Source organism: Marilutibacter maris (genome assembly GCF_003233695.1).
Lineage (GTDB): Bacteria > Pseudomonadota > Gammaproteobacteria > Xanthomonadales > Xanthomonadaceae > Marilutibacter > Marilutibacter maris.
In genome coordinates this window covers 2,097,017-2,122,011 of sequence record NZ_CP029843.1, presented here as the reverse complement: position 1 = coordinate 2,122,011, position 24,995 = coordinate 2,097,017, and the positions used below count along the sequence as shown (strand labels likewise).

General features: G+C 69.7%; 23 protein-coding genes. 9 read left to right on the top strand and 14 right to left on the bottom strand.

The genetic code is table 11. The features are described 5' to 3' along the window. Positions 1-51 precede the first annotated feature (51 nt). Positions 52-678, bottom strand: a complete 627-nt coding sequence (locus C9I47_RS09335; RefSeq protein ID WP_111266503.1) for a TetR/AcrR family transcriptional regulator — start codon at positions 676-678, stop codon at positions 52-54. A gap of 17 nt (positions 679-695) precedes the next feature. Next, positions 696-953, bottom strand: a complete 258-nt coding sequence (locus C9I47_RS09330; protein WP_111266502.1) for an acyl-CoA-binding protein — start codon at positions 951-953, stop codon at positions 696-698. 155 nt (positions 954-1,108) lie between these two features. Between C9I47_RS09330 and C9I47_RS09325 the strand changes: the two genes are divergently transcribed. Next, positions 1,109-3,094 carry an SDR family oxidoreductase gene (locus tag C9I47_RS09325; RefSeq protein WP_111266501.1) on the top strand — a complete coding sequence of 662 codons (1,986 nt, stop codon included), beginning with the start codon at positions 1,109-1,111 and terminating at the stop codon, positions 3,092-3,094. Positions 3,095-3,207: 113 nt separating this feature from the next. Here the strand turns inward: C9I47_RS09325 and C9I47_RS09320 are convergent, their stop codons facing one another. From C9I47_RS09320 to C9I47_RS09310, 3 genes are all read right to left on the bottom strand, one after another. Beyond that, the gene (locus tag C9I47_RS09320; protein ID WP_190238457.1) at positions 3,208-4,212 is read right to left on the bottom strand and encodes a restriction endonuclease; all 1,005 of its coding nucleotides are present in this window, start codon (positions 4,210-4,212) and stop codon (positions 3,208-3,210) included. Between the two features lie 330 nt (positions 4,213-4,542). Next, positions 4,543-5,184 carry a phasin family protein gene (locus tag C9I47_RS09315; RefSeq protein WP_111266499.1) on the bottom strand — a complete coding sequence of 214 codons (642 nt, stop codon included), beginning with the start codon at positions 5,182-5,184 and terminating at the stop codon, positions 4,543-4,545. Positions 5,185-5,272: 88 nt separating this feature from the next. Then, complete coding sequence (locus C9I47_RS09310; protein ID WP_111266498.1) at positions 5,273-6,613, bottom strand: patatin-like phospholipase family protein; 1,341 nt, start codon at positions 6,611-6,613, stop codon at positions 5,273-5,275. Between the two features lie 101 nt (positions 6,614-6,714). On the opposite strand from C9I47_RS09310, the gene C9I47_RS09305 reads away from it, so the two are divergent. After that, complete coding sequence (locus C9I47_RS09305) at positions 6,715-7,455, top strand: FFLEELY motif protein (protein WP_111266497.1); 741 nt, start codon at positions 6,715-6,717, stop codon at positions 7,453-7,455. On the opposite strand, the gene C9I47_RS09300 is transcribed toward C9I47_RS09305, so the two are convergent. After that, positions 7,448-7,723, bottom strand: coding sequence for a polyhydroxyalkanoic acid system family protein (locus C9I47_RS09300; RefSeq protein ID WP_111266496.1), 276 nt, complete (start codon positions 7,721-7,723; stop codon positions 7,448-7,450). The two genes, C9I47_RS09305 and C9I47_RS09300, sit on opposite strands and share 8 nt — an antisense overlap. Positions 7,724-7,850: 127 nt before the next feature. Between C9I47_RS09300 and C9I47_RS18155 the strand changes: the two genes are divergently transcribed. Then, complete coding sequence (locus C9I47_RS18155) at positions 7,851-8,654, top strand: FHA domain-containing protein (RefSeq protein ID WP_111266495.1); 804 nt, start codon at positions 7,851-7,853, stop codon at positions 8,652-8,654. On the opposite strand, the gene C9I47_RS09290 is transcribed toward C9I47_RS18155, so the two are convergent. Further along, positions 8,639-9,274, bottom strand: coding sequence for a protein-methionine-sulfoxide reductase heme-binding subunit MsrQ (locus tag C9I47_RS09290; protein ID WP_111268059.1), 636 nt, complete (start codon positions 9,272-9,274; stop codon positions 8,639-8,641). The genes C9I47_RS18155 and C9I47_RS09290 overlap by 16 nt on opposite strands. 83 nt (positions 9,275-9,357) lie before the next feature. Continuing rightward, the gene (gene msrP, locus C9I47_RS09285) at positions 9,358-10,326 is read right to left on the bottom strand and encodes a protein-methionine-sulfoxide reductase catalytic subunit MsrP (protein WP_111266494.1); all 969 of its coding nucleotides are present in this window, start codon (positions 10,324-10,326) and stop codon (positions 9,358-9,360) included. A 182-nt stretch (positions 10,327-10,508) separates the two neighbouring features. On the opposite strand from msrP, the gene serC reads away from it, so the two are divergent. The 4 genes from serC (at position 10,509) to aroA (ending at position 15,429) form a co-directional block, all read left to right on the top strand. Further along, positions 10,509-11,594 carry a 3-phosphoserine/phosphohydroxythreonine transaminase gene (serC, locus tag C9I47_RS09280; RefSeq protein ID WP_111266493.1) on the top strand — a complete coding sequence of 362 codons (1,086 nt, stop codon included), beginning with the start codon at positions 10,509-10,511 and terminating at the stop codon, positions 11,592-11,594. A 141-nt stretch (positions 11,595-11,735) separates the two neighbouring features. Beyond that, positions 11,736-12,941 carry a prephenate dehydratase gene (gene pheA / locus C9I47_RS09275; RefSeq protein WP_111266492.1) on the top strand — a complete coding sequence of 402 codons (1,206 nt, stop codon included), beginning with the start codon at positions 11,736-11,738 and terminating at the stop codon, positions 12,939-12,941. Further along, the gene (gene hisC, locus C9I47_RS09270; protein WP_111266491.1) at positions 12,938-14,107 is read left to right on the top strand and encodes a histidinol-phosphate transaminase; all 1,170 of its coding nucleotides are present in this window, start codon (positions 12,938-12,940) and stop codon (positions 14,105-14,107) included. Before pheA ends, hisC begins: the two co-directional genes overlap by 4 nt. Further along, on the top strand, positions 14,104-15,429 hold the full coding sequence (gene aroA / locus C9I47_RS09265) for a 3-phosphoshikimate 1-carboxyvinyltransferase (protein ID WP_111266490.1): 1,326 nt from the start codon (positions 14,104-14,106) through the stop codon (positions 15,427-15,429). Before hisC ends, aroA begins: the two co-directional genes overlap by 4 nt. Before the next feature lie 9 nt (positions 15,430-15,438). Here the strand turns inward: aroA and C9I47_RS09260 are convergent, their stop codons facing one another. The 3 genes from C9I47_RS09260 to C9I47_RS09250 are packed head-to-tail and all read right to left on the bottom strand — an operon-like array spanning position 15,439 to position 17,151. After that, positions 15,439-15,924 carry an energy transducer TonB gene (locus tag C9I47_RS09260; protein WP_111266489.1) on the bottom strand — a complete coding sequence of 162 codons (486 nt, stop codon included), beginning with the start codon at positions 15,922-15,924 and terminating at the stop codon, positions 15,439-15,441. Positions 15,925-15,967: 43 nt separating this feature from the next. Beyond that, entirely contained in the window at positions 15,968-16,462 is a 495-nt protein-coding gene (locus tag C9I47_RS09255) for a GNAT family N-acetyltransferase (RefSeq protein WP_145985472.1), read from the bottom strand. Next, positions 16,459-17,151 carry an energy transducer TonB gene (locus C9I47_RS09250; protein ID WP_223250076.1) on the bottom strand — a complete coding sequence of 231 codons (693 nt, stop codon included), beginning with the start codon at positions 17,149-17,151 and terminating at the stop codon, positions 16,459-16,461. Before C9I47_RS09250 ends, C9I47_RS09255 begins: the two co-directional genes overlap by 4 nt. Before the next feature lie 180 nt (positions 17,152-17,331). Between C9I47_RS09250 and serS the strand changes: the two genes are divergently transcribed. Further along, entirely contained in the window at positions 17,332-18,612 is a 1,281-nt protein-coding gene (gene serS / locus C9I47_RS09245; protein WP_111266487.1) for a serine--tRNA ligase, read from the top strand. 813 nt (positions 18,613-19,425) lie between these two features. Here the strand turns inward: serS and C9I47_RS09240 are convergent. The 3 genes from C9I47_RS09240 to C9I47_RS09230 all read right to left on the bottom strand — a co-directional run bounded on the left by C9I47_RS09240 (position 19,426) and on the right by C9I47_RS09230 (position 23,883). Continuing rightward, on the bottom strand, positions 19,426-21,294 hold the full coding sequence (locus tag C9I47_RS09240; RefSeq protein ID WP_145985471.1) for a serine hydrolase: 1,869 nt from the start codon (positions 21,292-21,294) through the stop codon (positions 19,426-19,428). A gap of 151 nt (positions 21,295-21,445) precedes the next feature. Next, entirely contained in the window at positions 21,446-22,288 is an 843-nt protein-coding gene (locus C9I47_RS09235; RefSeq protein WP_111266485.1) for a hypothetical protein, read from the bottom strand. Between the two features lie 146 nt (positions 22,289-22,434). Then, entirely contained in the window at positions 22,435-23,883 is a 1,449-nt protein-coding gene (locus C9I47_RS09230; RefSeq protein ID WP_190238455.1) for a peptidoglycan DD-metalloendopeptidase family protein, read from the bottom strand. A gap of 267 nt (positions 23,884-24,150) precedes the next feature. On the opposite strand from C9I47_RS09230, the gene C9I47_RS09225 reads away from it, so the two are divergent. Next, on the top strand, positions 24,151-24,969 hold the full coding sequence (locus tag C9I47_RS09225) for a hypothetical protein (RefSeq protein WP_111266483.1): 819 nt from the start codon (positions 24,151-24,153) through the stop codon (positions 24,967-24,969). Positions 24,970-24,995: the final 26 nt, after the last annotated feature.

Genomic DNA, 24,995 nt, shown 5'->3' with positions numbered 1-24,995 from the left:
GTCGTCGGGCGGCCGGGTGCCGGGAAAGGGGCGAATGCGGGGCGGGGCGGCTCAGGTCATGTAGGCGCTGGTCAGGTGGTTCAGGTGCAGGCGCTCGGCGTCGCGCAGGAACGGCGCCACCAGCATCATCACCTGGACGATGCCGTCGCGGATCGCGGCGTGCTCGTCCTTGTCGCCGCGCGCGGCGGCGTAATTGAGCCAGAAGGTGGCGATCACCAGCACGTTGGTGGCGGTCGCCGCCAGTTCGCTGCTGGAGGCGCGCATCACCCCGGCCTGCAACAGGCCGCGCATCACCGCGTGCGCGCGCTCGTCGGCGCGGCGCAGGATCCGCGCGAAGCGCAACCGCAGGCGGCGGTTGCGGCTGAGGATCTCGACCAGGTCGCGGTGCAGGAAACGGAAGTCCCAGATGCACTCGAACACTTGGTGCAGCTGCAGCCAGATGTCCTCCAGTCCCGGCAACCGGCCCTCGGGCATCGCCAGCGCCTGGTCCATGCGCTCCTCGAAGCGCGCGAACAGCTGCTCGATGATGTCGTCCTTGTTGCGGAAGTGGTAGTACAGGTTGCCCGGGCTGATCTCCAGCTCGTCGGCGATGTGGTTGGTGGTGACGTTCGGCTCGCCCTGCGCGTTGAACATCGCGAGGCTGGCATCGAGGATGCGCTGGCGCGTGTGCCTGGCCATTCGCTCGGGCGGCGGCCTCAGGCCCGCAGCTTGCCGACCAGGTCGACGTATTTGCGCATCGCGTCTTCCTTGGAGGTGCCGGCCAGCTTGGCCCAGGCCTCGTACTTGGCGGTGCCGACGAAGTCGAAGAACCCCGGCTTGGGACCGCTGACGTCGCCTTCGCTGCCCTGCTTGAACAGCGCGTACAGGCGCAACAGGGTGTCGTTGTCGGGGCGTTCGGACAGGTCTTTCACGTCCTTGGAGGCCTGTTCGAAGTCGCGTTGAAGGTCCGTCATCGCTGCTGGTTCCGGCATTGGAAGTCGATCGAATCACATCACGCAGCGGGGGAGGGGTCAATACGGGAGGGAATTGTGCTGCCTGCGGGCCTCTGGCACCGTAGTCGCGAGGCGGCCGCATCCGCGCGGCCGGAGGGTTGGGGGAGAGAGGAGTCATGGATTACTTCGTCACGGGCGCGACTGGTTTCATCGGCCGGTTCCTGGTCAGCAACCTGCTCAAGCGCAAGGGCACGGTCCACGTGCTGGTGCGCAGGCAGTCGCGCAAGAAGCTCGACGAGATCGGTCGCAGAATGGGCTGGGACATGAAGCGGGTGGTCGTGGTGCAGGGCGACATGGGCAAGCCTGGCTGCGGGGTCAGCGCGGCCCAGCGCAAGGCATTGACCGGCAAGGTCCGGCACTTCTTCCATCTGGCCGCGATCTACGACCTCACCGCCAGTCCGGAGGCGCAGCGCGAGGCCAACGTCGAGGGCACCCGGCATGCGCTGGACCTGGCCGCGGCGATCAAGGCCGGCTGTTTCCACCACACCAGTTCGATCGCCGCCGCGGGCCTGTATCCGGGCGTGTTCCGCGAGGACATGTTCGATGAGGCCGAGGGCCTGGACGATCCCTATCTGCGCACCAAGCACGAGTCGGAAGGGCTGGTGCGCGCCGACAAGCGGGTCAAGTGGCGGATCTACCGCCCCGGCATCGTCGTCGGCCACTCGAAGACCGGCGAGATCGACAAGATCGACGGCCCGTACTACTTCTTCACCCTGCTCAAGAAGATGCGGCAGATGCTGCCGCCGTGGGTGCCGACGCTGGGCGTGGAGGGCGGCCGCATCAACATGGTGCCGGTCGACTTCGTCGCCGATGCGATGGACCACATCGCCCACAAGCCCAAGCTCGACGGCCACTGCTTCCACCTGACCGACCCCGAGCCGCAGCGGGTCGGCGAGGTGCTGAACCTGTTCGCCCGTGCCGGTCACGCGCCGGAAATGACCATGCGCATCGATGCGCGGATGTTCGCCTTCGTGCCGGGCAGCGTGAGGATGGCGGTCGGCAGCCTGCCGCCGGTGCGGCGCTTCGTCGGCATGCTGCTGCGCGACTTCAGGATCCCCAAACAGGCGCTGAGATTCGTCACCTATCCGACCCGCTTCGACAACCGCGACGCCGAGCGTGCGCTCAAGGGCAGCGGCATCGCGGTGCCGCGCCTGGAGGACTACGCGTGGCGGCTGTGGGACTACTGGGAGCGACAGCTCGATCCGGACCTGTTCATCGACCGTACGCTGAAGGGCAAGGTGCGCAACAAGGTGGTGGTGATCACCGGCGGTTCCTCGGGCATCGGCCTGGCCACGGCACAACGGGTGGCCGAGGCGGGCGCGGTCACCGTGATCGTCGCGCGCGGCGAGGAGGAGTTGTTCAAGGCCCGCGACGCGATGAAGGCGGCCGGCGGCAAGGTGTTCGCGTACACCGCCGACCTGTCCGACATGGCCGACTGCGACCGCCTGGTCGGGCAGGTGCTGGACGAGCACGGCCACGTCGACATCCTGGTCAACAATGCCGGCCGTTCGATCCGGCGCTCGATCGAGCTCAGCTACGACCGCTTCCACGACTTCGAGCGGACCATGCAGCTGAACTACTTCGGCTCGCTGCGCCTGATCATGGGCTTCATGCCGAAGATGACCGAGAAGCGCAGGGGCCACATCATCAACATCAGCTCGATCGGCGTGTTGGCGAACTCGCCGCGCTTCTCCGCCTACGTCGCCTCGAAAGCGGCGCTGGACGCCTTCAGCCGTTGCGCCCAGGGCGAGCTGTCGGGCAAGGGCATCGCCTTCACCACGATCAACATGCCGCTGGTGAAGACGCCGATGATCGCGCCGACCAAGATGTACGACAGCGTGCCGACGCTGACTCCGGAGGAAGCCGCCGACCTGGTGGTGAAGGGCATCATCGAACGTCCGAGCCGGATCGCGACCCGGCTCGGGATCTTCGCGGCGGTGATCAACGCGCTGGCGCCGAAGGCCTACGAGGTGGTGATGAACACCGCCTTCGAACTGTTCCCGGACTCGGCGGCGGCGAAGGGCGGCGACGGCGCCGGCAGCGTGCAACCGAGCAACGAGCAGATCGCGTTCGCTTCGCTGATGCGCGGCGTGCACTGGTAGCGGGCCGCCCGGGCGACGCGGGTGCCGCGTCGCCCGCGTGGGTTGTCAGCGCTGACGGCGGCGGGCGGGAATGCGCCTGCCGCCGCCGTTTCAGGCGTCCGTCCGGGGCGCGCTCAGTAGTTGCGGCACTGCATGAAGCGCACCCGGGCGTCGCTGCCCTCGGGGGGCTGCAGTTGCAGTCGCGATGCCCGCAGTGCCTCGTAGTTCTCCAGGATCGCGCAGATCGAACCGGTGAACGCCGGGCCGTCGGCGACACTGCCGTCCATCACGACCAGCAGGGTCGAGCGGGTCGACCACGAGACCTGCTTGATGCCGGCGAGCTGGCGGACCCGTTCGACGACCTTCCGGCGTTGCTGGGTCTCGTCGAGGCCGCTGTCCGGCGGGGGCGAGGCGGCGACAGCGGCCGGGGCCGGGGCCGGAGCGTCCTGGGCGGCGGTGGCCGCCGTCGGGGCATCGGAATCCTGCTCGCCGGCCGCGGGCGTCGCGGTACTCGCAGCCGTGCTTGGCGCCGACACGCCTGCGTCCTCACCTTCGCTGTTGGAGTCGGCGCCATTGGAGGTCGCAAATGCGACCGCGCCGCCCAGCAGCAGGGCCACGACCCAGGCCAGTACCAGTTCGCGGATATTGCGGCGTTGTGCGTATTCGCCCAGCTCGCGGCGCAGTCCGGCCGGAAGCAGGGGTTCGACCAGGGCCCAGACCGCCTGTCCGTCCATTAGCTCCATGCCGCGACTGCTGGCCTGGGCGTCCTTCTGGATCGTGCCGAGGGTGGCGACGATGCCGCCGGAGGCGCCGGCGAAACGCACCGCGTCGGCCAGGCTGGCGACATGGCTGGCGTCGATGCGGTAGTTCAGGCCCTGCTTGCAGCTCAGCAGCCAGCTCTCGCCATTGCGGGTCAGCTTCAGGTCGGCGGTCTGTCCGCCCTTGGGCGAGGACTCGAGCCGGTCGGCCCCGAAGCCCTGGGCCTGCAGCGCCTCGACCACGAAGCCGGAGAACTCCCGCCAGCGCATGCCGGCCAGAGCGGCCAGGCCACGGCCGATCTCGTGATTGCGGCGACGTACCCGCCACAGGTAGATGGTCAGCGGAGCGCCGATCGCGACGGCGACCCCGAGCATGGTCATGACGGCTGAAACCGTGAGCATCCTGTCCTCGACTGCAATGTTGATGCGATCGCGCGCGCGAAGCGCGGCGACTATACGCGTTGCCGGCGCCGAAGTCAGTGCGCTGGGTCCGCAAACAGCCTGTACGGAAGCAGTCGGTATGGAAGCAGTCGATCCGGGAGCGGCCGGCTAGCAGGTCGCTCCGGGACCGGTGCGGTGCGGACGCAAGAAGCCCGCCAGTCCGGAACCGTAAGGGGAGGGGAGCATACGGAGGTACGGACTGGCGGGCTGAACCGTGCGTCGGGCGACCTGGGGCGCGGACCGGTTCGGGCCGGCGCGCCCGGTCCGGACTCAGGAGGCCGGCGTGGTCTTGGACGCGCTGCGCTTGCGCGCGGTGGTCTTGCTCGACTTGCGCGCCGTGGTCGTGCGGGTCTTGCCGCGGGCGGCGGAAGTCTTCTTGGCCGGCGCCTTCTTGGCGGCCTTCTTCGTCGCCTTCTTCGCAGCGGTCTTGCGCGGCGCCTTGGCGGCCTTGCCGCCGCCCTGGCGACGCAGCTCGGCGGTGAGCGCCTCGACCCGGTCGCTCAGCTCGGCGAGGTCCTCGCGGCCGGGCACGCCCAGCTTGACCAGGGCGCGCTGCACGCGTTCCTCGAACACCTTCTCCAGCCGGTCCCAGGTGTCGGCGGCACGGTCGCGCGCCTGTCCGACCCGGTTCTCGACCGCGCCACGCACCGCGTCGGCCTGATGGCTGGCGAGGTCGCCGGCGAACTTGCGTGCGCTCTTCTCCAGGCCCAGACCTTCCTTGACCAGGCCCTCGAACAGCTTGGTGCCCTCGGCCTGGGCGCGGGCGAAGGCGCCCATGCCGGCCAGCCAGATGTGCTGGGCGGACTCGCTGATGCCCTTGGCCAGGCGCTCGGCCTGCTGCTGCGGATCGCTGGCGGCGGATGCCGACTTCGCGGACGCGGTCTTCTTGGCGGACTTCTTCAACTTGGCCATCTATCCCTCCGTGTTGGGCGGGACGTGGAGCACGACCCGCGCCGTTATTTGGCGTTGTATCCGACCATGCGCCCGCGCTCTAGAGTTTTCACACCAACCGCTTGCGCGCCGGGCGGCGCGTGGCGGACGACTTGGCGCCCGGACGGCCGCGGGTGCGCGGGCGGGCGCCGGGCTTGGCGTTGCCGCGGGCGACGATCCGGTCGACGTCGTCCAGAGCCCGCTTCAGCTCGGCGACGGTGTCGGTGTCGCGGCTGGCGGGAGCGGACAGGCCCTCGACCAGGGTCCGGGTGCGATCGTCGACGACCTCGGTGCGCAGGCGGATGCCGTGCCGCGCCAGCTGTGGCGCCAGCACGTCCTGGTGCCGGTGCAGGTCGTCGAGGGTGTTGCGGTAGGCGATCTCGCAGATGCGCCGGCGCGCGGCGAAGCTGAAGGCATTGGTGAAGAACAGTTCGCCGTCGTCGGGATTGGGTTCGAACACCAGTTGGTCGACATGCGGGTACTGCCTCGCGTAGCGGGCCAGGCCGACCTGCATGCGCGACTGCAGCAGACTGCGGAAGGTCTGCGAAAGCACCGCCGGCAGCCCGCCGGCGGCCAGGCGCGCATGCTCGCTGCCACGCTCGCCCGAGGCGTCGCCTGCGCCGCCGTCGCCGGTGTTGAAGGCGACCAGCGGGTTGACCCCGATCATCAGGTCGATGTCCTTGTCCAACACCGCCGAGGCATGCATCGTCCGTCGCAACGCACCATCGACGAACTGGCGGCCGTGGATCGCGACCGGCGGGTACAGGCCCGGCAGCGCGGCGCTGGCCTGGATCGCGCGCGAGATCGGCACGTCGTCCCAGCCCTGGTCTCCGAAGCGGACGGTATCACCGCTGTCCAGATCGACCGCGACCACGTACAGGTCGGTGCCGAGCTTGCGGAAGTCGTTGCTGCGGCCGCGACGGGTGAATACGTCGCGCAGGAAGCGCTCGACCTGCTCGTTGTCGAACAGTCCGGTCGGCACCAGTCCGCCGAAGCGGGCGATCAGGTCCGGCCAGCGCACCGAGGCCGGCGAGAACAGCAGCGCCTGCCAGCACTCCAGGGTCAGACGCGGCAGGCTGGCGGCGCGACGCATGTACTCGTACACCGCCGGACGCATGAAGGTTTCGGGGCGGAACCTGACATCGTCGCTGTCGCCGGTGATGAAGATCCGGCACATCTGCGCGGTATCGATGCGGTTGGCCAGCGCCGCGGCCAGGAACGCGCCGCTGCTGACGCCGACATAGGCGTCCAGGCGGGTCAGGTCGAGACCGTCGAGGGCTTCGTCCAGCGCGCGCAACGCCCCCAGCTCGTACATGCCGCCGATCGGGCCGCCGCCGGCGACGGCCAGGCCGATGCGGGGACCGTCGGAACCCTTGCGGGGACGGGCTTGGGCGTTGTGGGCGGATAGCATCGGCGGGTCGCGTACCTGGACTGTGGTCGGGTCGAGTGTAGCCCCAGTGAACGGCCCTGCGTCGCCCGGGCCATCCCGGCCGCCGTAGAATCCGCGTCAGGATGTCGCGCACGCACCGCCACCACGATGCCGTCGATCGCCTCGCGCGCCTGCTGCGGGCGCACCAGGATCTCAACGATCCGCGACGCGATCCGCGCAACCGTTCGCGCTGGCTGCCGGAGCTGCGGCGCTGGCAGTCGGCGCGGCTGGAGGCGAGTTTCCGCCACTTCCTCCACGACCCGCGGCGCGAGCCGGCGGCGCGCTTCTTCCTCAGCGACGTCTATGCCGACAAGGACTTCAGCCGCCGCGACGCCGACATCGTCAAGGTCCTGCCGATGATGCAGCGGCTGCTGCCGGCCCGGTTGCTGGCGGCGGTGGCCGACGCGATCGAGCTAGCCCTGCTGACCCACGCACTGGACCTGAGGATGATCCAGTGGTTGGACGACAATGCCGCGCGCGCGAAGGTGCTCGATGCCGCGCTGTATGCCGACGCCTACCGCGGAACCGGCCTGCCGCGGGTGCGCGGCAGGCAGATCGACCTGATCGTGCGCGCCGGACTCGGGCTCGCGCAGGCGCTGAAGATGCCCGGCGTGGGCACCCTGTTGCGGCTGTCGCGCGGCCCGGCCAGGGCGGCCGGGCTGGAAGAACTGCAGAATTTTCTCGAACGCGGTGCGGCGGCGTTCGCCCGGCTGGGCGACGTCGGCGGATTCATCGCCGAGATCGAACGCGGCGAGCGTGAGGTTTCGCGTCGCCTGTTCGCGGCGGCGCCGGACCCGTTCGGAGACGACGGGTCGTTCAGCTGAAGCGTTCGTCCAGGACCCGGCGGATCTCGTTCTCGATCGGCCCCTTGAACGCCGACATCAGGAAGCCCAACTGCGCGGTCACCCGCAACTCGCTCGGCGCCAGCGCGATGCAACCATCGACCCCGGCGCCGCGGAAGTTGAGGTCGTCGCCGGCCCAGTCGTACTCCACACCGAAGCGGTCGGACAGCTTCTCCGCGACTTCCTGCACCGCGCGGCGGGCATCGTCGTGGGCAAGCGAATGGGCGTGATGGATATCGATACTCGGCATGGGACTCCCTCCTGGCCGGCTATTGTGCGGTCATGCGGCGGCTTCGGCCAGCACCGCGGCGCGGGCATTGGCCGGTGGCGCGGAAACTGTGCCGGGATGCGCGCCGGCCATGCTAGATTGCGCTCGCGTGAATGCCATCCGACTGCAATTCCCCAACCGCGAACGCGACGACCTGCCACTGGGGCCGGGCGTCCATGCGCTCGGCCGCGACGATGCCGGCGTGCCGACCCTGGTCGACGATCCCGGCCGCGGCATGATGCAGTTCTGCGTCGACCGGCGCGGCATCTGGCTGCAGCTGCGCGACGATGTGCGCGGGATCCACGTCAACGGCCGTCCGATCCGCCACGTGGCGATGCTGCGGATGGGCGACATCCTGCATGTCGATGGCTATCAGCTTTCGTTGCTGGGGCCCGAGCCGGTGCCCGCGCCCGAGGGCCAGGCCGCGCCGGTGGCCCCGAGCGGCGCGGCGATCGTGCTGCGCGGGATCGGCGGCGCCCATCACGGTCGTGCGATCGTGATGGACCGGCCATTGCTGGTCGGGCGCCAGCGCGCCTGCGAAGTGCGGATCGACGAGCCCGGGTTCGCCGAACGCCATGCCCGGCTGGAGCCGCACCCGGAAGGGGTGGTGCTGCGCGACCTGGGTTCGGAGCACGGCAGCCGGGTCAACGGCCGGCCGGTGCGGCATGCCTTGCTGATGCCCGGTTCGCAGGTGATGTTCGGCACCCAGCACCGTTTCGTGGTCGAGGCGGCGACGATGCCGACGCACCCGTCGCTGACCCTGCCGGCGAACGAGCCGGAGCCGGCCTCGCTGCGGCCGGCGCAGGACGGTCCCGTGGCCGCCCGCAGCGCGCTGCGGATCCCGTGGCTGCTGTTGGCCGCGCTGTTGCTGGCCGGGGCGCTGAGCCTGCTGCTGCTCTACGGCGCGCGTTGATCGCGCCGGCCCTGGGGCGCGCGGGCCCTGACCGCGTTCCTCAGTCTGCGTACCAGCCGCCAGCCGAGCAGGACGGCCAGGATCGCCGCGTACAGCAGCGGCTCGCGGATGTCGGACTTCACCAGCCACCAGAAGTGCAGCACCGCCAGCACCGCGATCGCGTAGATCGCCTTGTGCAGGCGGCCCCAGTTGCGGCCCAGCCAGCGGATCGCGGCGGTGGTCGAGGTGGCGGCGAGCGGGATCAGCAGCAGCCAGGCGAGGAAGCCGACGGTGATGTAGGGCCGCTTGACGATCTCCTCGAAGATCTGGGTCCAGTAGCCGCGCAGGTCGAGGACAAGATAGGCCAGCAGGTGCAGGGTGGCGTAGGCGAACGCGTACAGCCCCAGCATGCGCCGGAACCGCAGCAGCGCGGCCTGGCCGGTCAGCTGCCGCAGCGGAGTGACCGCCAGGGTGATCATCAGCAGACGCAGCGCCCACAGGCCGAGCCGGTGTTCGATCTCGGCGACCGGGTCGGCGCCGAGGCCGCCGCTGCCGGTCAGCCATTCCTCGCGGATCTGCCAGGCCAGGATCGCAGCGGGCGTCAGCGCCAGCGCATGCACCAGCGCCTTGGCCGCGATCACCCAGCGCGGCGTGCGTGGACGAGCGGCGGGTCGGCGACGGGGGCGGGCCTGCGCGGCCGCGCGGGGCGGGGCCGACATGCGCGCTAGAACCAGCGCCGCAGGTTCATGCCCGCGTACATGTCGCCGACCTGCTCGGCATAGCCGTTGAACAGGCGGGTGGGGATGCGCTCGGCGAACAGCTGGCTGCCGCTGCCGGCGATCCGGCGTTCGGTCTTCTGGCTCCAGCGCGGGTGGTCGACGTCGGGATTCACGTTCGAGAAGAAGCCGTACTCGCTCGGCTGCAGGTCGTTCCAGCTGCAATGCGGGCGGTGCTTGACGAAGGTGATCGCGACGATCGACTTGATGCTCTTGAAGCCGTACTTCCACGGCACCACCAGTCGCAGCGGCGCGCCGTTCTGCTGCGGCAGCGCCTTGCCGTACAGGCCGGTCGCCAGCAGGGTCAGCGGGTGCATGGCCTCGTCGATGCGCAGCCCCTCGCGGTACGGCCAGTCGATCGAGCGGTAGCGGATGCCGGGCATCTGCTCTCGGTCGGCGAGGGTGGTGAAGGCGACGTACTTGGCATCCGAGTTGGGCTCGAAGCGCTTGAGCACGTCGGCCAGCGGCACGCCCAGCCACGGGATCACCATCGACCAGCCCTCCACGCAGCGCAGCCGGTAGATGCGCTCTTCCGGGGTCAGGCCCTTGAGCAGGTCGTCGAGCGAGAGTTTGCCGGGTCTGGCGCATTCGCCGCCGACCGCGACCGTCCACGGTGAGGTGCGCAGGGTCCTGGCCGCCTTCGACGGATCGCCCTTGCCGGTGCCGAACTCGTAGAAGTTGTTGTAGCCGGTAACGTCCTCGTAGCGGGTCAGGGGCTCGTCGGTCTTGAAGCCCGAGGCCGCCTCGGCGGCGCTGATCACCGGACCGGGCGGCGCCGGCGGATCGGCCTCGGCACAGCCGGACAGGCCCAGCGCCGGCAGCGCAGACAGGCCGGCGATCAGCCTCCGCCGCTGCAGGTAGACCCGCTCGTCGGTGACTTCGTTCTCCGGAATTCTCAAGGCATTACGCAAAATCATGACCGGCTCCGTCGCGTCCAAGCACCATGTCGTGGATACGTTCCAGGATCACGAAAGGTTACGCCCGCAACCGACGCGGTGCACGGTGTTGCGCTGCGGCATACTACGGGACCCGGGTCCGCCGGCCGGTGGTCGGCGGACCGGACTCACTTTCGATCACAGCCCCCACCTCGGAGTTCCAGATGACGCGTGCGTACAACTTCAGTGCCGGCCCGGCCACCCTGCCCGAATCCGTATTGCTGCAGGCCCAGGCGGAAATGCTCGACTGGCACGGTGCGGGCGCCTCGATCGTGGAACTCAGCCACCGCGGGCCGGAATTCATTCAGGTCGCCCAGGAGGCCGAGGCCGACCTGCGCACGCTGATGGCGATCCCGGACGACTACGCGGTGCTGTTCCTGCAGGGCGGCGCGACCGGCCAGCAGGCCCTGATTCCGCTGAACTTCGCCGCGCCCGGACAGAAGGCCGACTACGTGCTGACCGGCCACTGGGGCAAGACCGCTATCAAGCAGGCCAAGCCCTATGTCGACGTGAACATCGCCGCCAGCGGCGAGGGCGAAGGGTTCCGCGGCATCCCGGCGCGCGCCGACTGGCAGTTGTCCGCCGACGCGGCCTATGTCCACATCACCGCCAACGAGACCATCCACGGTGTCGAGTTCCGCGATACCCCGGAGGTCGGCGACGTGCCGCTGGTCGCCGACTTCAGCTCCAGCATCGTCTCCGAGCCGCTGGACGTGTCGAAGTACGGGGTGATCTACGCCGGCGCGCAGAAGAACCTGGGCCCGGTCGGTATCAGCGTGGTGATCATCCGCCGCGACCTGCTCGAGCGTGCCGGCCAGCCGCGCGCCGACATCTTCACCTACGCCTCGCACCTGGCCAAGGAGTCGATGCTCAATACCCCGCCGACCTGGAACTGGTACCTGGCCGGACTGGTGTTCAAGTGGATGATCGCGCAGGGCGGCGTGGCCGAGTTCGCCCAGCGCAACGCGCGCAAGTCGGCGCTGCTGTACGGCGTGATCGACGGTTCCGGCGGCTTCTACCGCAACGAGGTGGCCGCGGCCGTGCGCTCGCGCATGAACGTGCCGTTCTTCCTGCACGAGGAAGCGCTGAACAAGCCGTTCCTCGACGAGGCCAAGGCCGCCGGCCTGATCTCGCTGAAGGGGCACCGTGCGCTGGGCGGCATGCGCGCTTCGATCTACAACGCGATGCCCGAAGAGGGCGTGCAGGCGCTGGCCGGGTTCATGCGCGAGTTCCAGCAGCGCCATGGTTGATCGACCGCGTTCCGACGGTGCCCCAAGGGCATCGTCGGGAGCGGCGAGCGCGCGGTCACGGAGGGCCGGGCAGGGCGATCGGCCCGCATTGGATTGCGCCATGGACGGCGACGATCTCCATCCGGAGTCAATGGCAGACAGATGACAGGCAAATCCCGTAAACCGGTGACCGCGGCGAGCAAGAAGCCGGCCAGGACCAAGAGCGCCGCGACCAAGACCGCCTCGAGCAAGGCCGCCGCAGGCAAGGCCGCGCCGGCCGCCAGCAAGGGCAAGCCCGACCTGGCCGAGCTGCGCGTGCGTATCGACGGCATCGACCGCAGCATCCAGGCGCTGATCGCCGAGCGCGCCCAGTTCGCCGGCCAGGTCGGACAGGCCAAGGGCAAGCTGGCGGCGGCGGTCGACTACTACCGGCCCGAGCGCGAGGCGCAGGTGCTGCGGCGGGTGGTCGACCGCAACGGCGGCCCGCTCAACGACGACGTGCTGGTGCGGGTGTTCCGCGAGATCATGTCCGCCTGCCTGGCCCAGCAGGAGCCATTGAAGATCGGCTTCCTCGGCCCGGAGGGCACGCACTCCCAGCAGGCGGTCTACAAGCACTTCGGCCACTCGATCCACGGCCTGCCGCTGGGCAGCATCGAAGAGGTGTTCCAGGAGGTCGAGTCCGGCGCCGCCGACTTCGGCGTGGTGCCGGTCGAGAACTCGACCCAGGGCACGATCCAGTCGACCCTGGACATGTTCCTGACCTCGGACGTGAAGATCTGCGGCGAGGTCGAACTGCGCGTGCACCAGCATCTGCTGTCGCGCGGCGGCAGGCTCGAGGACATCGAGCGGGTCTATTCGCACCCGCAGTCGTTCGCCCAGTGCAAGGCCTGGCTGCGCCAGCACCTGCCGCATGCGGAGAAGATCCCGGTCAGCAGCAACGCCGAGGCCGCCCGTCGCGCCCGCAATGCCGACGATGCGGCGGCGATCGCCGGCATCAGCGCCGGTACCGTGTACGGCCTGAAGAACGTCGCCGGTCCGATCGAGGACCGCCCCGACAACACCACCCGCTTCCTGGTGCTGGGCCGCGAGCTGTTCCCGCCGTCGGGCAACGATCGCACCTCGCTGCTGGTGTTCATCAAGGACCAGCCCGGCGCGCTGTTCAACATCCTCGCGCCGATCGCCAAGCACGGCCTGAGCATGAACCGGATCGAGTCGCGCCCGGGCCATACCGGCCTGTGGCAGTACGCCTTCTTCATCGACGTGGCCGGTCACGTCGACGAGGACGGCATGCGCCGCTCGCTGGAGGAGATGGCCGACTTCGTCGAGGAAGTGAAGGTCCTGGGGTCCTACCCGGTGGCGATCGCATGAACGCGATGGCCGACGAGGCTGGCGGCGACGTGCTGGACGAAGCCTGGTTCGCGGCGCGCGCCTGCGCCGGTGTGCGGGGCCTGAAGGCCTACGACCCCGGTCACGACCTGGTGGCGTTCCGGCGCCGTTTTGCCGGCAGCGCCGGCGGGCATCCGCTGGTCGAACTGGGCTCGAACGAGAACCCGTACGGGCCCTCCGATGCCGCGCGTGCGGCGATCCTCGACCAGTTGCAGGCGATCCACCGCTATCCGGACCCGCTCGGCGGCGACCTCAAGCGGGCGCTGGCGGCCCGGCACGGTGTCGCGCCCGAACGGATCCTGCTCGGCAACGGCTCCCACGAATTGCTGATGCTGCTGGGGCAGGTGTTTGCTGGTCCCGGTCTCGACGTGGTTTTCGCGCGTCACGCCTTCGCCGTGTTCGCGCTGGCGACCCAGGCCGCCGGCGCGCGCATGCGCATCGCCGAGCCGTTGCCGCGCGATGCGGCGATGCCGCTGGGTCACGACCTGGACGCGCTGGCGGCGGCGATCACGGCCGACACCCGGCTGCTCTACGTCGCCAATCCGAACAATCCGACCGGGACCTGGTTCGGCGCCGACGCGCTGGCGGCCTTCCTGGCCCGGGTGCCGCGCGAGGTCATCGTCGTCGTCGACGAGGCCTATGCCGAGATGGCCGACGCGCCCGATTACGCCAGCGCACTGGGCCTGCTCGACGCGCACCCGAACGTGGTGGTGACCCGTACCTTCAGCAAGGCCTACGGACTGGCCGGCCTGCGCTGCGGTTACCTGATCGGCGCCTCCGGCCTGGTCGCGGTGATGGAACGGCTGCGCGAGAGTTTCAACGTCAACGGCCTGGCACTGGCCGCCTGCGAGGCCGCGCTGGGCGATGAGGCGCATCTGCGCTCGGCCTGTGCGCGCAACGCCGAGCAGCGCGACGGGTTGTCCCGGGCCTTGCGCGAACGCGGGCTGGACGTGTTCCCGTCGCAGACCAACTTCGTGCTGGTCGGCTTCGGTCGCGACGCCGCGCCGATCGAGCGGGCGTTGACCGATCGCGGGGTGATCCTGCGGCCGATGGGCGGCTACGGTCTGCCCGACTGCCTGCGCATCAGTGTCGGCAATCCCGACGAGAACCGCAGGCTGCTGGCCGCGCTGGACGAGGTGCTGGCATGAGCGATGGGGGACAACGCTGGTCGGCCGGTGCCGGTCGCCCGCTGGGCGGCGCACTGAAGGTCCCCGGCGACAAATCGGTCTCGCATCGCGCGGTGATGCTCGGTGCGCTGGCCGAAGGCACGACCCGGGTGCGCGGTTTCCTGGAAGGCGAGGACACCCGCGCCACCGCGCGGGTGTTCGAGACGATGGGCGTGCGCATCGAGACGCCCAGCGCCAGCGAGCGCATCGTCCACGGCGTCGGCCTGCACGGTCTGCGCGCGCCGGCGACCGAGCTGGATTGCGGCAATGCCGGCACCGGCATGCGCCTGCTGTCGGGGGTGCTGGCCGGCCAGGCCTTCGATTCGATGCTGGTCGGCGATGCCTCGCTGTCGCGGCGGCCGATGCGGCGGGTGATCGATCCGCTGACCGCGATGGGCGCGCGCATCGATTCCGGTGAGGGCGGCCTGCCACCGCTGAGAATTCACGGTGGAAATACCCTGCAAGGCATTGATTACAAAACACCTGTTGCCAGCGCCCAGGTCAAGTCGGCGGTGTTGCTGGCCGGTCTGTACGCACGCGGCGAGACCGTCGTGACCGAGCCGCATCCGACCCGCGACTATAGCGAGCGGATGCTGGCGGCATTCGGCTGGCCGATCGAGTTCGGCCCCGGTCGTGCCCGTCTCGGCGGCGGCCACCGCCTGCGTGCGACCGAGGTCGAGGTGCCGGCCGATTTCTCGTCGGCGGCCTTCTTCATCGTCGCCGCCAGCCTGGTGCCCGGTTCGGAGTTGCGCCTGCGCGCGGTCGGCATGAATCCGCGTCGTACCGGCCTGTTGGCCGCGCTGCGCCTGATGGGGGCCGATATCCGCGAGGAGTCGGTGGCCGGACGCGCCGGGGAGGCCGACGCCGAGCCGGTGGCCGACCTGGTCGTGCGGCACGCGCCGTTGCGTGGGATCGAGGTGCCCGAGGCGCTGGTGCCGGACATGATCGACGAGTTCCCGGCGTTGTTCGTCGCCGCGGCCTGCGCGCAGGGCAGGACCGTGGTCCGGGGCGCCGCCGAATTGCGGGTCAAGGAATCCGACCGCATCGCGACGATGGCGGCCGGGTTGCGGGCGCTGGGCGTGTCGATCCAGGAAACCCCGGACGGTGCGATCATCGAGGGCGGCCGTATCGGCGGCGGTCGCGTGCACAGCCACGGCGACCACCGTATCGCGATGAGCTTCGCGGTCGCGGCCCAGCTTGCGCATGGCAGCGTGACGATCGAGGACGTCGCCAACGTCGCCACCTCGTTCCCGGGCTTCGTCGAGCTGGCGAACTCGATCGGAATGGGCTTGCAGGCGGACTGAGCGCCGGGCTCAGCCGGCCGGTTCGAAGTCGACCGGGATCTCGATCGTGTCGGCGACCGGTTCGTTCTCCTCCAGTGCCGGCTCGAACTGCCAGCGGCCCACCGCTTCGCGGGCGGCCTCGTCGAGGATCAGCGAACCGCTGCTGGTCGCGACCCGGACCGCGGTCGCCTGACCGCGCGGGTCGACGACCACTTCCAGTATCACCTTGCCGCTTTCGCCGCGCTTGATCGCCTCGATCGGGAATGCCGGCGGCACCGCCGAGCCGACCACCGGCCGCGCGCGACGGTTGCGCGAGGCATTGTCCGGGTCCGCCGAAGCCGGCGTCAGCGATTGACCGTCGATCTCGGTGGCATCGATCGGTCCGATGGTGATGTCGTTGCCGGCCGCGTCGGCGACATCGTCCGGCGCCATCTTCCAGACATACAGTCCCAGCAGCAGCGCGACGATGGCCAGGCCGGCCAGCAGCAGGCGGGAGGACGAAGACGCTTGGCTCATTGACGGTTCCTCGGAATGCGGGCGCGGGACGCGACAGCGGATGTTAGCGCGTGACGGGGCAGGCGTTGAGGGGCCGCTCGCAGACCATCGGCAGGAAACTGATGCCGTCGCTGTGCTGCATCTGCGCGGTCGCTTCGAAACCCAGGCGGCGGTAGACCTCGACCGCCGATGGCGTCGAATTGACGGTGAAGCGCGCGGGGGCGCCCTGCGTCGATCCGCCGGCGCCGGTCATTGCCCGCCATAGCCGGCGAGCGATGCCCAGGCCCTGGCGGTCGCGGCGCACGAACAGATGGTAGAGGTGGGTGGTGTCGCGCATCAGGATGATCCCGCAGGCGCCGCTGCCGTCCTCGGCGAGCAGGCCGGCGAAGCGCGGCGATGCCAGCCGCTCGAACATGCCGTCGGGCCCGAGCGTGGCCAGGAAGGCGGTCGCATCCGGAGCGTCGACGACCTCGCGAGCCAGCGGCAGGACCAGGGCGCTGACCGCCATCGCGTCGCCCACCGTCGCCGGACGTATCCGCAGCATTGGCGTCGGGCTCACCGCCGGAATTCGACCGGAACGTTGACGTCGGCCTCGACCGGCTGGCCGTCGCGCAGCGCCGGCTGGAAGCGCCAGCGCCGGACCGCCGCCTCGGCGGCGCGGTCGAGGCGGCGCGAACCGCTGCTGCGGGCGACGTCGATGCGGCGCGGGGTGCCATCGACACCGACCGTGGCGCGCACGATGACGGTGCCGGTCTCGCCGCGGCGCAGCGACGCGGCCGGGTACCGCGGCGCCGGAGTCTGGCCGGCCAGCGGCATCGGGTCGGAGAACTGCGCCGGCGTCGCATCCGCCGGGGGCGGGGCCTGCGGATCGGGGGTCGGGACCGCGGGGCCGGGCGGCGTCGGCGGGGGCGCGGTCTCGACCAGACGCGGCCGATCGCCGTCGTCGTCGACCGGCGCCGGGGCATCGCCCATGCCGCTGGCGTTGTCGTCGGCGGCGCCGACCGGGGCGGGCAGGGGGGCGTACTGCGGCATCGCCGCGGTCGGCGGCGCCTCGTCGTCGCCGGCACGGTAGAAGTCGTCGTCGCGTCCGCGCAGCAGTACCAGCAGGAACAGCAGCAGGCCGAACACGAACGCCGCGGCGAGCGCCCACAGCAGCATGCGCCGCGATGGCAGCCAGGACGACAGGTCGAAGCGCCGCGAGCCGGGCTCGGACGGTTCGGGCGAAGGCGGGTTCGGCGAGGTGGTCATGGGCGGCGATGCGGAAACGGATTCGATACGTCGCGGTGGGCTGCGCGTGCCCGCATTCTTGCATGCCGGGCGATGAACCTGCCGGCAACGCGTCGCGCCCGGAGCCACGGCCAAGACAGCCGCGCCCGGACCGGCGATAATCAGCGGCCCCTTCGCTCACGTCTTGCGAGATCCGGACCGATGCTCGATCCCAGCCTGCTGCGCCAGAACCCCGCCGACCTTGCCGCCCGCCTGCGCGAAATGCGCGGCTACGAGCTCGACGCCGACGCGCTGGCCTCGCTGGAGGTCGAACGCAAGCAGGTGCAGGTGCGCACGCAGGAGCTGCAGAACCTGCGCAATACCCGCTCCAAGGCGATCGGCCAGGCCAAGGCCAAGGGCGAGGACATCGCGCCGCTGCTGGCCGAGGTCGCCGGCTTCGGCGACGAGCTGAAGGCCTGCGAGGCGCAACTGGAGGACATCAAGGCGCGCCTGGACGCGATCACCTTCGGGATACCGAATCTGCCGCACGACGACGTGCCGGCCGGCGCCGACGAGAACGCCAACGTCGAACAGCATCGCTGGGGCACGCCGCGCAGCTTCGATTTCGAGATCAAGGACCATGTCGAACTCGGTGCTCGCCACGGCTGGCTCGACGGCGACACCGCCGCCAAGCTGTCCGGCGCGCGCTTCACCGTGCTGCGCGGACAACTGGCGCGGCTGCACCGGGCGCTGGCGCAGTTCATGCTCGACCTGCATACCGGCGAGCATGGCTTCGAGGAGACCAACGTCCCGCTGATCGTCAATGCCGACAGCCTGTACGGCACCGGCCAGTTGCCGAAGTTCGAGGAGGACATGTTCGCCACCGAACTGGGCGAGCAGAGGCGCTATCTGATCTCCACTTCGGAGATATCGCTGACCAACATCGTCCGCGACGAGATCGTCGAGGCCGAGCGCCTGCCGCTGCGGATGACCGCGCATTCGGCCTGTTTCCGCTCCGAGGCCGGCAGCCATGGCCGCGACACCCGCGGCATGATCCGCCAGCACCAGTTCGAGAAGGTCGAGCTGGTCAGCATCGCCCGGCCCGACGACAGTTATGCCGAGCACGAGGCGATGACCCGCGCCGCCGAGGTGGTGCTGGAGAAGCTCGGCCTGCCGTACCGGCGGATGCTGCTGTGCAGCGGCGACATGGGGTTCTCGGCGGCCAAGACCTACGATCTGGAAGTCTGGCTGCCATCGCAGCAGACCTACCGCGAGATCTCCTCGGTCTCCAACTGCGAGGCCTTCCAGGCCCGCCGCATGCAGGCGCGCTGGCGCAATCCGGAGACCGGCAAGCCGGAGCTGGTGCACACCCTCAACGGTTCCGGCGTCGCGGTCGGCCGTGCCCTGATCGCGGTGATGGAGAACTACCAGAACGCCGACGGTTCGATCGACATTCCCGAGGCGCTGCGGCCGTACATGGGCGGCGTGGCGCGGATCGCCTGATTCCGCGACTCCGGGGCTGCGCCCGGGAATCCCCAAAGTTTGCTTCGCAAACCTTGGGCCCCGCCGTTGCGCTTCCACACCCCATTCGCGCTACGCGCGAATCGCCCCCTGACTCAGGGGGGAACGATATCCGGCTGCGCCCGGATATCTCCCAAGATTTGCTTCGCAAACCTTGGGCCCCACCGTTGCGCTGCCACACCCCCATTCGCGCTACGCGCGAATCGCCCCCTGACTCAGGGGGGAACGATATCCGGCTGCGCCCGGATATCTCCCAAAGTTTGCTTCGCAAACCTTGGGCCCCGCCGTTGCGCTTCCACACCCCCATTCGCGCTACGCGCGAATCGCCCCCTGACTCAGGGGGAACGATATCCGGCTGCGCCCGGATATCTCCCAAAGTTTGCTTCGCAAACCTTGGGCCCCGCCGTTGCGCTGCCACACCCCCATTCGCGCTACGCGCGAATCGCCCCCTGACTCAGGGGGGAACGATATCCGGCTGCGCCCGGATATCTCCCAAGATTTGCTTCGCAAACCTTGGGCCCCACCGTTGCGCTTCCACACCCCCATTCGCGCTACGCGCGAATCGCCCCCTGACTCAGGGGGGAACGATATCCGGCTGCGCCCGGATATCTCCCAAGATTTGCTTCGCAAACCTTGGGCCCCACCGTTGCGCTGCCACACCCCCATTCGCATCTGCGATGCGAATCGCCCCCTGACTCAGGGGGCTGGGGCGCCGACCATGCCGTAGGAGCGGGAGCGGCATAGGGCGTCGCGCAAACGGCAGCGCCCGGACGCGGGGTCCGGGCGCTGTGGTGCTCAGAACAGGTCGCCGCTCGGCCAGGCCGAAACACCGGTCACGATGTCCTCCATCATCGCGTTGATGTCCTCGACGTCGCCGCTGCTGGAGTTCGCGGCCACGGCGAAGCTGAGGCCGTCGCTGCGGCGACGCAGCACGGCGTTGGTGCCGGACATCGAACCGTAGTGCGCGTATGAGGTTCCCAGTACGGTCTCGTGGCGCGCGAAGCGCAGCAGATCGATCGGGGTCGCGATCCAGCCGCCGTGCGAGTCGAAACGCTGCGGTTTGACGCTGGAGTAGGCGCCGCCACCGTAGTACCTGACTTCGTTGGACTTGCGGTCGGCCAGCTTGTCGCCGCCGATCACCATGCCGTTGGCGCCGGCCGGTTTCAGGATCCGGTCGCGCACGTAGGCTTCGTAGCTCTTGCCCGAACGCGCTTCGATCACCCGCCCGAGCAGGCAATAGCCGAAGTTGGAGTACCTGGCCTTGCTGTCGAGTCCGGCGCCGGCGCCGGGTGCATAGCCGAGCGGATAGTTCTTCAGCGCCCAGGTGATCAGTCCCGAGTGGGTGGTGCCGGTGTAGTCGAACATCGGATCGCTGCCATTGCCGTCCTTGTCGATCCGCAGGAAGCCGCCACGGTGACGCAGCAGGTGATCGACGGTGATGTCCTCGATGTCCGGATTCTCCGTCGGGGTCGGGTACTGGGCGCCGAGCACGCTGTTGGCGCCGAAGACCCGCGAACCCAGTTGCAGCGACGTGTCGTTGGCCAGATGCCGGACCGCGGCGGAGGTCATCAGTTTGGATACGCTGGCGACGCGGAAGCGGTGCTTCGGGCCGACCGGCATTCCGGTCTCGGTCTCGGCCTGGCCGAACCCGGCCGCGTACACCAGGCGACCGTCCTTGCTGACCGCGATCGACATGCCGGGGATGCCGTTGGCCTGCATGTAGGCCCGCACCTTGTCGTTGATCAGCTTCAGGTCCTGCGACTTGAACACGCTGTTGGTCCACAAACCATTGAAGCGCACGCCGCGGCTGGAGTTGAATGCCTCCACGTACTGCGGTTCCCAGCTCTGGTAGCTGTGGTTGTCGAACACGTGCTGGTAGTGCGCGGCGGGAATGCCGTGCCGTGCGGACCACTGCGGGCCGCTGCGCCTGACCCAGATCGCGGCATAGCGGTCGCCGTTGCCCTGGCGGTAGCCGCTGACGACCTTGAGCCGGTAGCCCTGGCGGGCGAACTGGTCGAAGGCCTGCTGGTAGCCGGCCGCGGTCAGACCGTGGCGCGCGACCCAGGCCGGCCCGCCCTTTTCGAAGATAGCGGCGAAGCGCGGCGAACCGCCGACGTCGAACGCGCTGACATGGCTGAGCGCATAGCCCTCGCTTACCGCCGCGTTGACCGCGGCCTGGTACTGGTCGGCGGTCATTCCGTGGCGCGCCTTCCAGGCCGGCCCGCTGCTCTTGTCCCAGATCGCGGCGTAGTAGGGCCTGCCGCCGACCGAGTAGCCGTTGACGTAGGTCAGCCGGTAGCCCTGGCCGAGCATCTGGTTGAACGCGGCCTGGTACTGCTGCGGATCCAGGCCGTGGCGCGCGGCCCAGGCCGGACCGGCCTGTTTGCGCCAGACCGCGGCATAGCGGGCGCTGCCGCCCTGTTCGTAGCCGGAGACCGAGACCAGTCGGTAGCCCTGGCGGGCGTGGCTCTGGAACGCCTGTTGGTACTGTGCGCCGGTCAGGCCGTGGCGTGCGGCCCAGGCGGCGGCGGAGGCGCTGCCGCTGGCAACCAGGGCCATGCCGGCCAGGGCCAGCGCGACGGTTGCGATGCGTGCGCGTCTGGCGGCACCGATGGGCGGCGCGGCCTGCGGCCCGGGCGCCGCCGATGGGAAACTCGATTTCATGATCCTCTCCTTGTTCATTGAACGACGGGTGCTTCGGCGGGTCGCCTCGGTCTTGCCCATGCGACGAGTCGGACTTCCTGCATGGGTCCCGCCACCTGGACCAGCGGATCGGTGAGGTGGCGGGACAGACGCCGGAAGGTGAGCGTCGGAATCAGGCGTCGGCCCACTCCGACTCGGCGAGTTCGAGCAGCTCGCTGGCGTCCTCCAGCGCGTCCAGCGCCTGGCTGCAGCCGGCGTAGGCGCCGTCCGGCGAGCCGGTCGCCAGGTCGCCGCGGCAGTCCAGCAGGCGCTTGGCGCTGACCTGCAGGCTGCGGCCAGCGGCGTCCTCGGCATCGCTGACGTAGCGTTCGAAGTCGCCCAGGCCGGTACGGCGGCGTTCCTGCACGCGCGCGTCGGTCTGCTTGATCAGCTCGGGCAGACGCTGCTGGAGCTCGCCGAGCAGGGCATAGGCGCGGCGGGTGTCGCCGCCGGGCAGGGTCTGCTTGAGGTCCTTCAGCAGCAGCTCGACGACACCCCACGAGCTTTCCTTGACCCTGTACGTCCAGCCGCCCAGTCCGACGCAGCCGGGCAGGCAGGACAGGTGCTTGCCGTCGGCGTCGATCCAACGGCTGCCGTAGTTGGAATACAGCTCCAGGTAGTGCGTGCCCGATTCGGGCGGGTAGACCTCGCCGGTCTGCTTCTGGAACACCACGGCGTTGCCGTTCGGGCATCCGGCCTTGGGCACCCAGATCTCGACGGTCGAGTACAGGTCGGCCGAGTCGAGGGTGGCGCCGTACTGGCCGACCCAGCGGAAGTAGGACGGCAGCGTCCAGCGGCGGCCGCAGGCGCTGTTGGGGATGGTCAGCTTGGTGCTGCCGGCAACCAGATCGCCGTACTGGTGGAAGCCGTCGATGTCGTCGATGTACCAGGCCTTGTAGGAGGCGTCGGCGTTGCCCGACAGCAGCAGGAGTCCGGCGCTGAGCACGGCGGCGAGGGAGGTACGGGGGAAACGCATGGAAGTTCTCCGATGTGTGGATGGATGCGCTGCCGACGATGCGAATCGCCGGCTGCGTCGGGGTAGTCGCGATATCGCGACCGATCCCGCCACCCTGATCCGGCCATCGATTCCGGACCGGATCGCCCGGGTGGCGGGGAGCGTCGCTACTTGCGCCAGATCGCGGCGTAGCGCGCCGAGTTGCCGGCGGCGTAGCCGGTCACGTCGCGGGTCAGATAGCCGGCCTGGGTCGTGCTCTCCCACTCGTTCTGGTACTGGCTGCCGGTGAGACCGTGACGGGCCTTGTAGGGGCCACTGGCCTTGGAACTCCAGATCGCCGAGAAGTACGGCTGGCCACCGTGGACGTAGGCGTTGACGTAGACCAGCCGGCGTCCGGCCTGGGCGTTGGCATCGAACGCCTGCTGGTACTGGGTCGCGTTGAGTTGCGACCTGGCCTGCCAGGCGCCGACGTCGGCCTTCTCGTACAGGGCGGTGTAGCGGCGCTGACCGGCGACGGAGACCACCGAGACGTTGCGCGGACGGAAGCCGGCCTGGCTGAGTGAATCCATCTTGTTCTGATGGGCGCCGGCATCCAGGCCGTGATAGGCCGAGTAGGCCGGGCCGGGTTGCTTGCGGAAGATCACCGCGTAGCGGGTTCCCGAGGAACCGGCGTAGCTCTCGACCTGGTGCGGGCGGTAACCCTGGCCGGTGTACTGGTTGAAGCGCTGCTGGTACTGGCTGCCGCTGAGGCCGTGGAAGGCGGCCCAGTCGCCGCTCCTGGGCCGGAAGATCGCGTTGTAGTAGACGCGGCCGTTGACGTCGAAGCCGTCGATCCAGTCGAGCATGTAGCCGGCGGCGACGGCCTGGTCGAACAGGCACTGATAGTCGCGCGCCGGCACGCCGTGGCGGGCGACTTCCCTGGCGCCGGGGGCGATCGCGCCGGGCACCCTGCGCGCGGTGTGGGTCTGGCCGGCGGCGAACATGCCGTTGTCGATCCCGCAGATGCGGGCGATGCGATTGCGCTTGCTGCCGTCGTTGTCCCTGAGGAAACCGCCGACGGTGGTGATCGGGTCGGTCGCGCGCGGCACCGCGACCTCGAAGTGCAGATGATCGCCACCGGCGCAGCCGACGTCGCCCTCGTCGCCAAGATAGGTGCCGGCACGGACGAAGTCGCCGACCTTCAGCCCGGCCTTGCCGGTGGTCGAGCCGCGGGTCATGTGGCTGTATTTGGTCCATTCGCCGTTGGCGTGCTCGATCCAGACATAGTTGTTCTTCTTCTCGCTGGCGGCCAGACCGTCACAATCCAGGCGCTGGCTGAAGCGGTCCTCGATGAAGCGGATGCGACCGTCGGCGGCCGCGGCGATCCGGTAGCTGTCGCCGCCCTGGCCGCCGATGTCGTAGCGGCCCTTGGGCGTGTGGGTGTTGTGGTCGCGACCAACCCGGATTCGGGTGCCGTCGGTGTAGGGGATGCGGTAGACGCCCTTGGATGTCTGTAGCGGGGTGATCGCGAGCGCGGCCCGTGCCGGTCGCGGTTGCTGTGCGCCAGCCTGGCCGGCGCACAGCAGGGCGAGCGCGCCGAGCCACAGGCCGTGGCGTTGGAGGGTGCGGGTATTCATGGTCATGCTGCTCACAGTCATGCTCCGGTGTGGACGGGTGCGGAGCGGGGTGGATGGGGCGCCGCTCGCAGCCGGGTAGTCGCGGGCGGGGGCGCAATCCCGCCACCGGGCCCGCAGCGCCGCGCGGCACGGGCGCCGGTGCGCCGTGACACCGCTTCAACCTGAACGGATGCAGCATCGGCAGTGGCGGGATCCGGACGGATCTGCCGAGTAGTGGCGATAACCCGCGGCGATCACGGCCGCGTTCCAGCAGACGAGGAACCCCGCATGTCCATCATTGCCAGAACCCCCGCCTCCCCGAGGACGACCCCGCTTGCACCGGCCCGGCTCGCGGCCGCCCTGCTTGCCGCGCTCTGCCTGGCCGGTGCGGTCGGCGCGCAGCAGCGGGTGTCGCCGCCGCGTGCGCCTGCCGATGCGCCGCAGACATCGGCGACACGCGCCGACCCCAGTCCGCTCGGTCCCGCCCAGGACGTGATTGCGCAGCCGCCGAAGCCGCAGCATGACGAGGACCCCGGCGGTCCCGGACAGGGGCGGCAGACCCCGCAGCAGAGCGAACCCGATCCGCGGCCTACCCCGCGGCCCGGACTGGAACCGGTGCAGGACGAGCTGGCGCCGCTTCCCGATCCCCCGACCGATGAGGATCCGGGTGGTCCGGGGCAGGGCCGGCAGGTGTTGTCGCTGCCCGGCGGTCAGCCGGATCTCGCCCTGGTCGGCGGCTTCCAGTTCGGCAACACCATGATTCCCTGGGGGACCTCCGCGACCGTGGCGGCCACCGAGGCGGCCTTCACCCGCCGCGGTCGCTGCGGATTCCGCTACAAGTACGCGACCCGCAATCAGGGCGCGGTCGGCGCGGCGGCCTCGGGCAATCGCATCCACCGCGACCTCCCGGCGGGGCCGGTGCTGGCCGGCGATGCGCGCCCGGCGCTGGCGCCGGCGGCCGATGCGGTATCCAGCGGCCACCTGTTGCTCGCGCCCGGCACCTGGATGCTGTACGTGCACGCCGACGATCCCTCGGCGGTGGTCGAGAGCGACGAGAACAACAACCTGCGCCGGGTGCGCGTGACCGTCGACGGAACGTGCCGCTGAGCGGGTGACGCCGAGCGGGCGCCTCG

What these genes read in the sequence shown, in the direction of transcription:
- pheA (WP_111266492.1), top strand. Translation starts at nt 11,736, where the DNA reads ATGACAGGCAAATCCCGTAAACCGGTGACCGCGGCGAGCAAGAAGCCG.
- C9I47_RS09325 (WP_111266501.1), top strand. Translation starts at nt 1,109, where the DNA reads ATGGATTACTTCGTCACGGGCGCGACTGGTTTCATCGGCCGGTTCCTG.
- C9I47_RS09335 (WP_111266503.1), bottom strand. Translation starts at nt 678, where the DNA reads ATGGCCAGGCACACGCGCCAGCGCATCCTCGATGCCAGCCTCGCGATG.
- C9I47_RS09260 (WP_111266489.1), bottom strand. Translation starts at nt 15,924, where the DNA reads ATGAGCCAAGCGTCTTCGTCCTCCCGCCTGCTGCTGGCCGGCCTGGCC.
- serC (WP_111266493.1), top strand. Translation starts at nt 10,509, where the DNA reads ATGACGCGTGCGTACAACTTCAGTGCCGGCCCGGCCACCCTGCCCGAA.
- hisC (WP_111266491.1), top strand. Translation starts at nt 12,938, where the DNA reads ATGAACGCGATGGCCGACGAGGCTGGCGGCGACGTGCTGGACGAAGCC.
- C9I47_RS09330 (WP_111266502.1), bottom strand. Translation starts at nt 953, where the DNA reads ATGACGGACCTTCAACGCGACTTCGAACAGGCCTCCAAGGACGTGAAA.
- C9I47_RS09305 (WP_111266497.1), top strand. Translation starts at nt 6,715, where the DNA reads ATGTCGCGCACGCACCGCCACCACGATGCCGTCGATCGCCTCGCGCGC.
- C9I47_RS09300 (WP_111266496.1), bottom strand. Translation starts at nt 7,723, where the DNA reads ATGCCGAGTATCGATATCCATCACGCCCATTCGCTTGCCCACGACGAT.
- C9I47_RS09235 (WP_111266485.1), bottom strand. Translation starts at nt 22,288, where the DNA reads ATGCGTTTCCCCCGTACCTCCCTCGCCGCCGTGCTCAGCGCCGGACTC.
- C9I47_RS09225 (WP_111266483.1), top strand. Translation starts at nt 24,151, where the DNA reads ATGTCCATCATTGCCAGAACCCCCGCCTCCCCGAGGACGACCCCGCTT.
- C9I47_RS09320 (WP_190238457.1), bottom strand. Translation starts at nt 4,212, where the DNA reads ATGACCATGCTCGGGGTCGCCGTCGCGATCGGCGCTCCGCTGACCATC.
- C9I47_RS09230 (WP_190238455.1), bottom strand. Translation starts at nt 23,883, where the DNA reads ATGAATACCCGCACCCTCCAACGCCACGGCCTGTGGCTCGGCGCGCTC.
- serS (WP_111266487.1), top strand. Translation starts at nt 17,332, where the DNA reads ATGCTCGATCCCAGCCTGCTGCGCCAGAACCCCGCCGACCTTGCCGCC.
- C9I47_RS09310 (WP_111266498.1), bottom strand. Translation starts at nt 6,613, where the DNA reads ATGCTATCCGCCCACAACGCCCAAGCCCGTCCCCGCAAGGGTTCCGAC.
- C9I47_RS09240 (WP_145985471.1), bottom strand. Translation starts at nt 21,294, where the DNA reads ATGAAATCGAGTTTCCCATCGGCGGCGCCCGGGCCGCAGGCCGCGCCG.
- C9I47_RS09315 (WP_111266499.1), bottom strand. Translation starts at nt 5,184, where the DNA reads ATGGCCAAGTTGAAGAAGTCCGCCAAGAAGACCGCGTCCGCGAAGTCG.
- aroA (WP_111266490.1), top strand. Translation starts at nt 14,104, where the DNA reads ATGAGCGATGGGGGACAACGCTGGTCGGCCGGTGCCGGTCGCCCGCTG.
- C9I47_RS09250 (WP_223250076.1), bottom strand. Translation starts at nt 17,151, where the DNA reads ATGACCACCTCGCCGAACCCGCCTTCGCCCGAACCGTCCGAGCCCGGC.
- msrP (WP_111266494.1), bottom strand. Translation starts at nt 10,326, where the DNA reads ATGATTTTGCGTAATGCCTTGAGAATTCCGGAGAACGAAGTCACCGAC.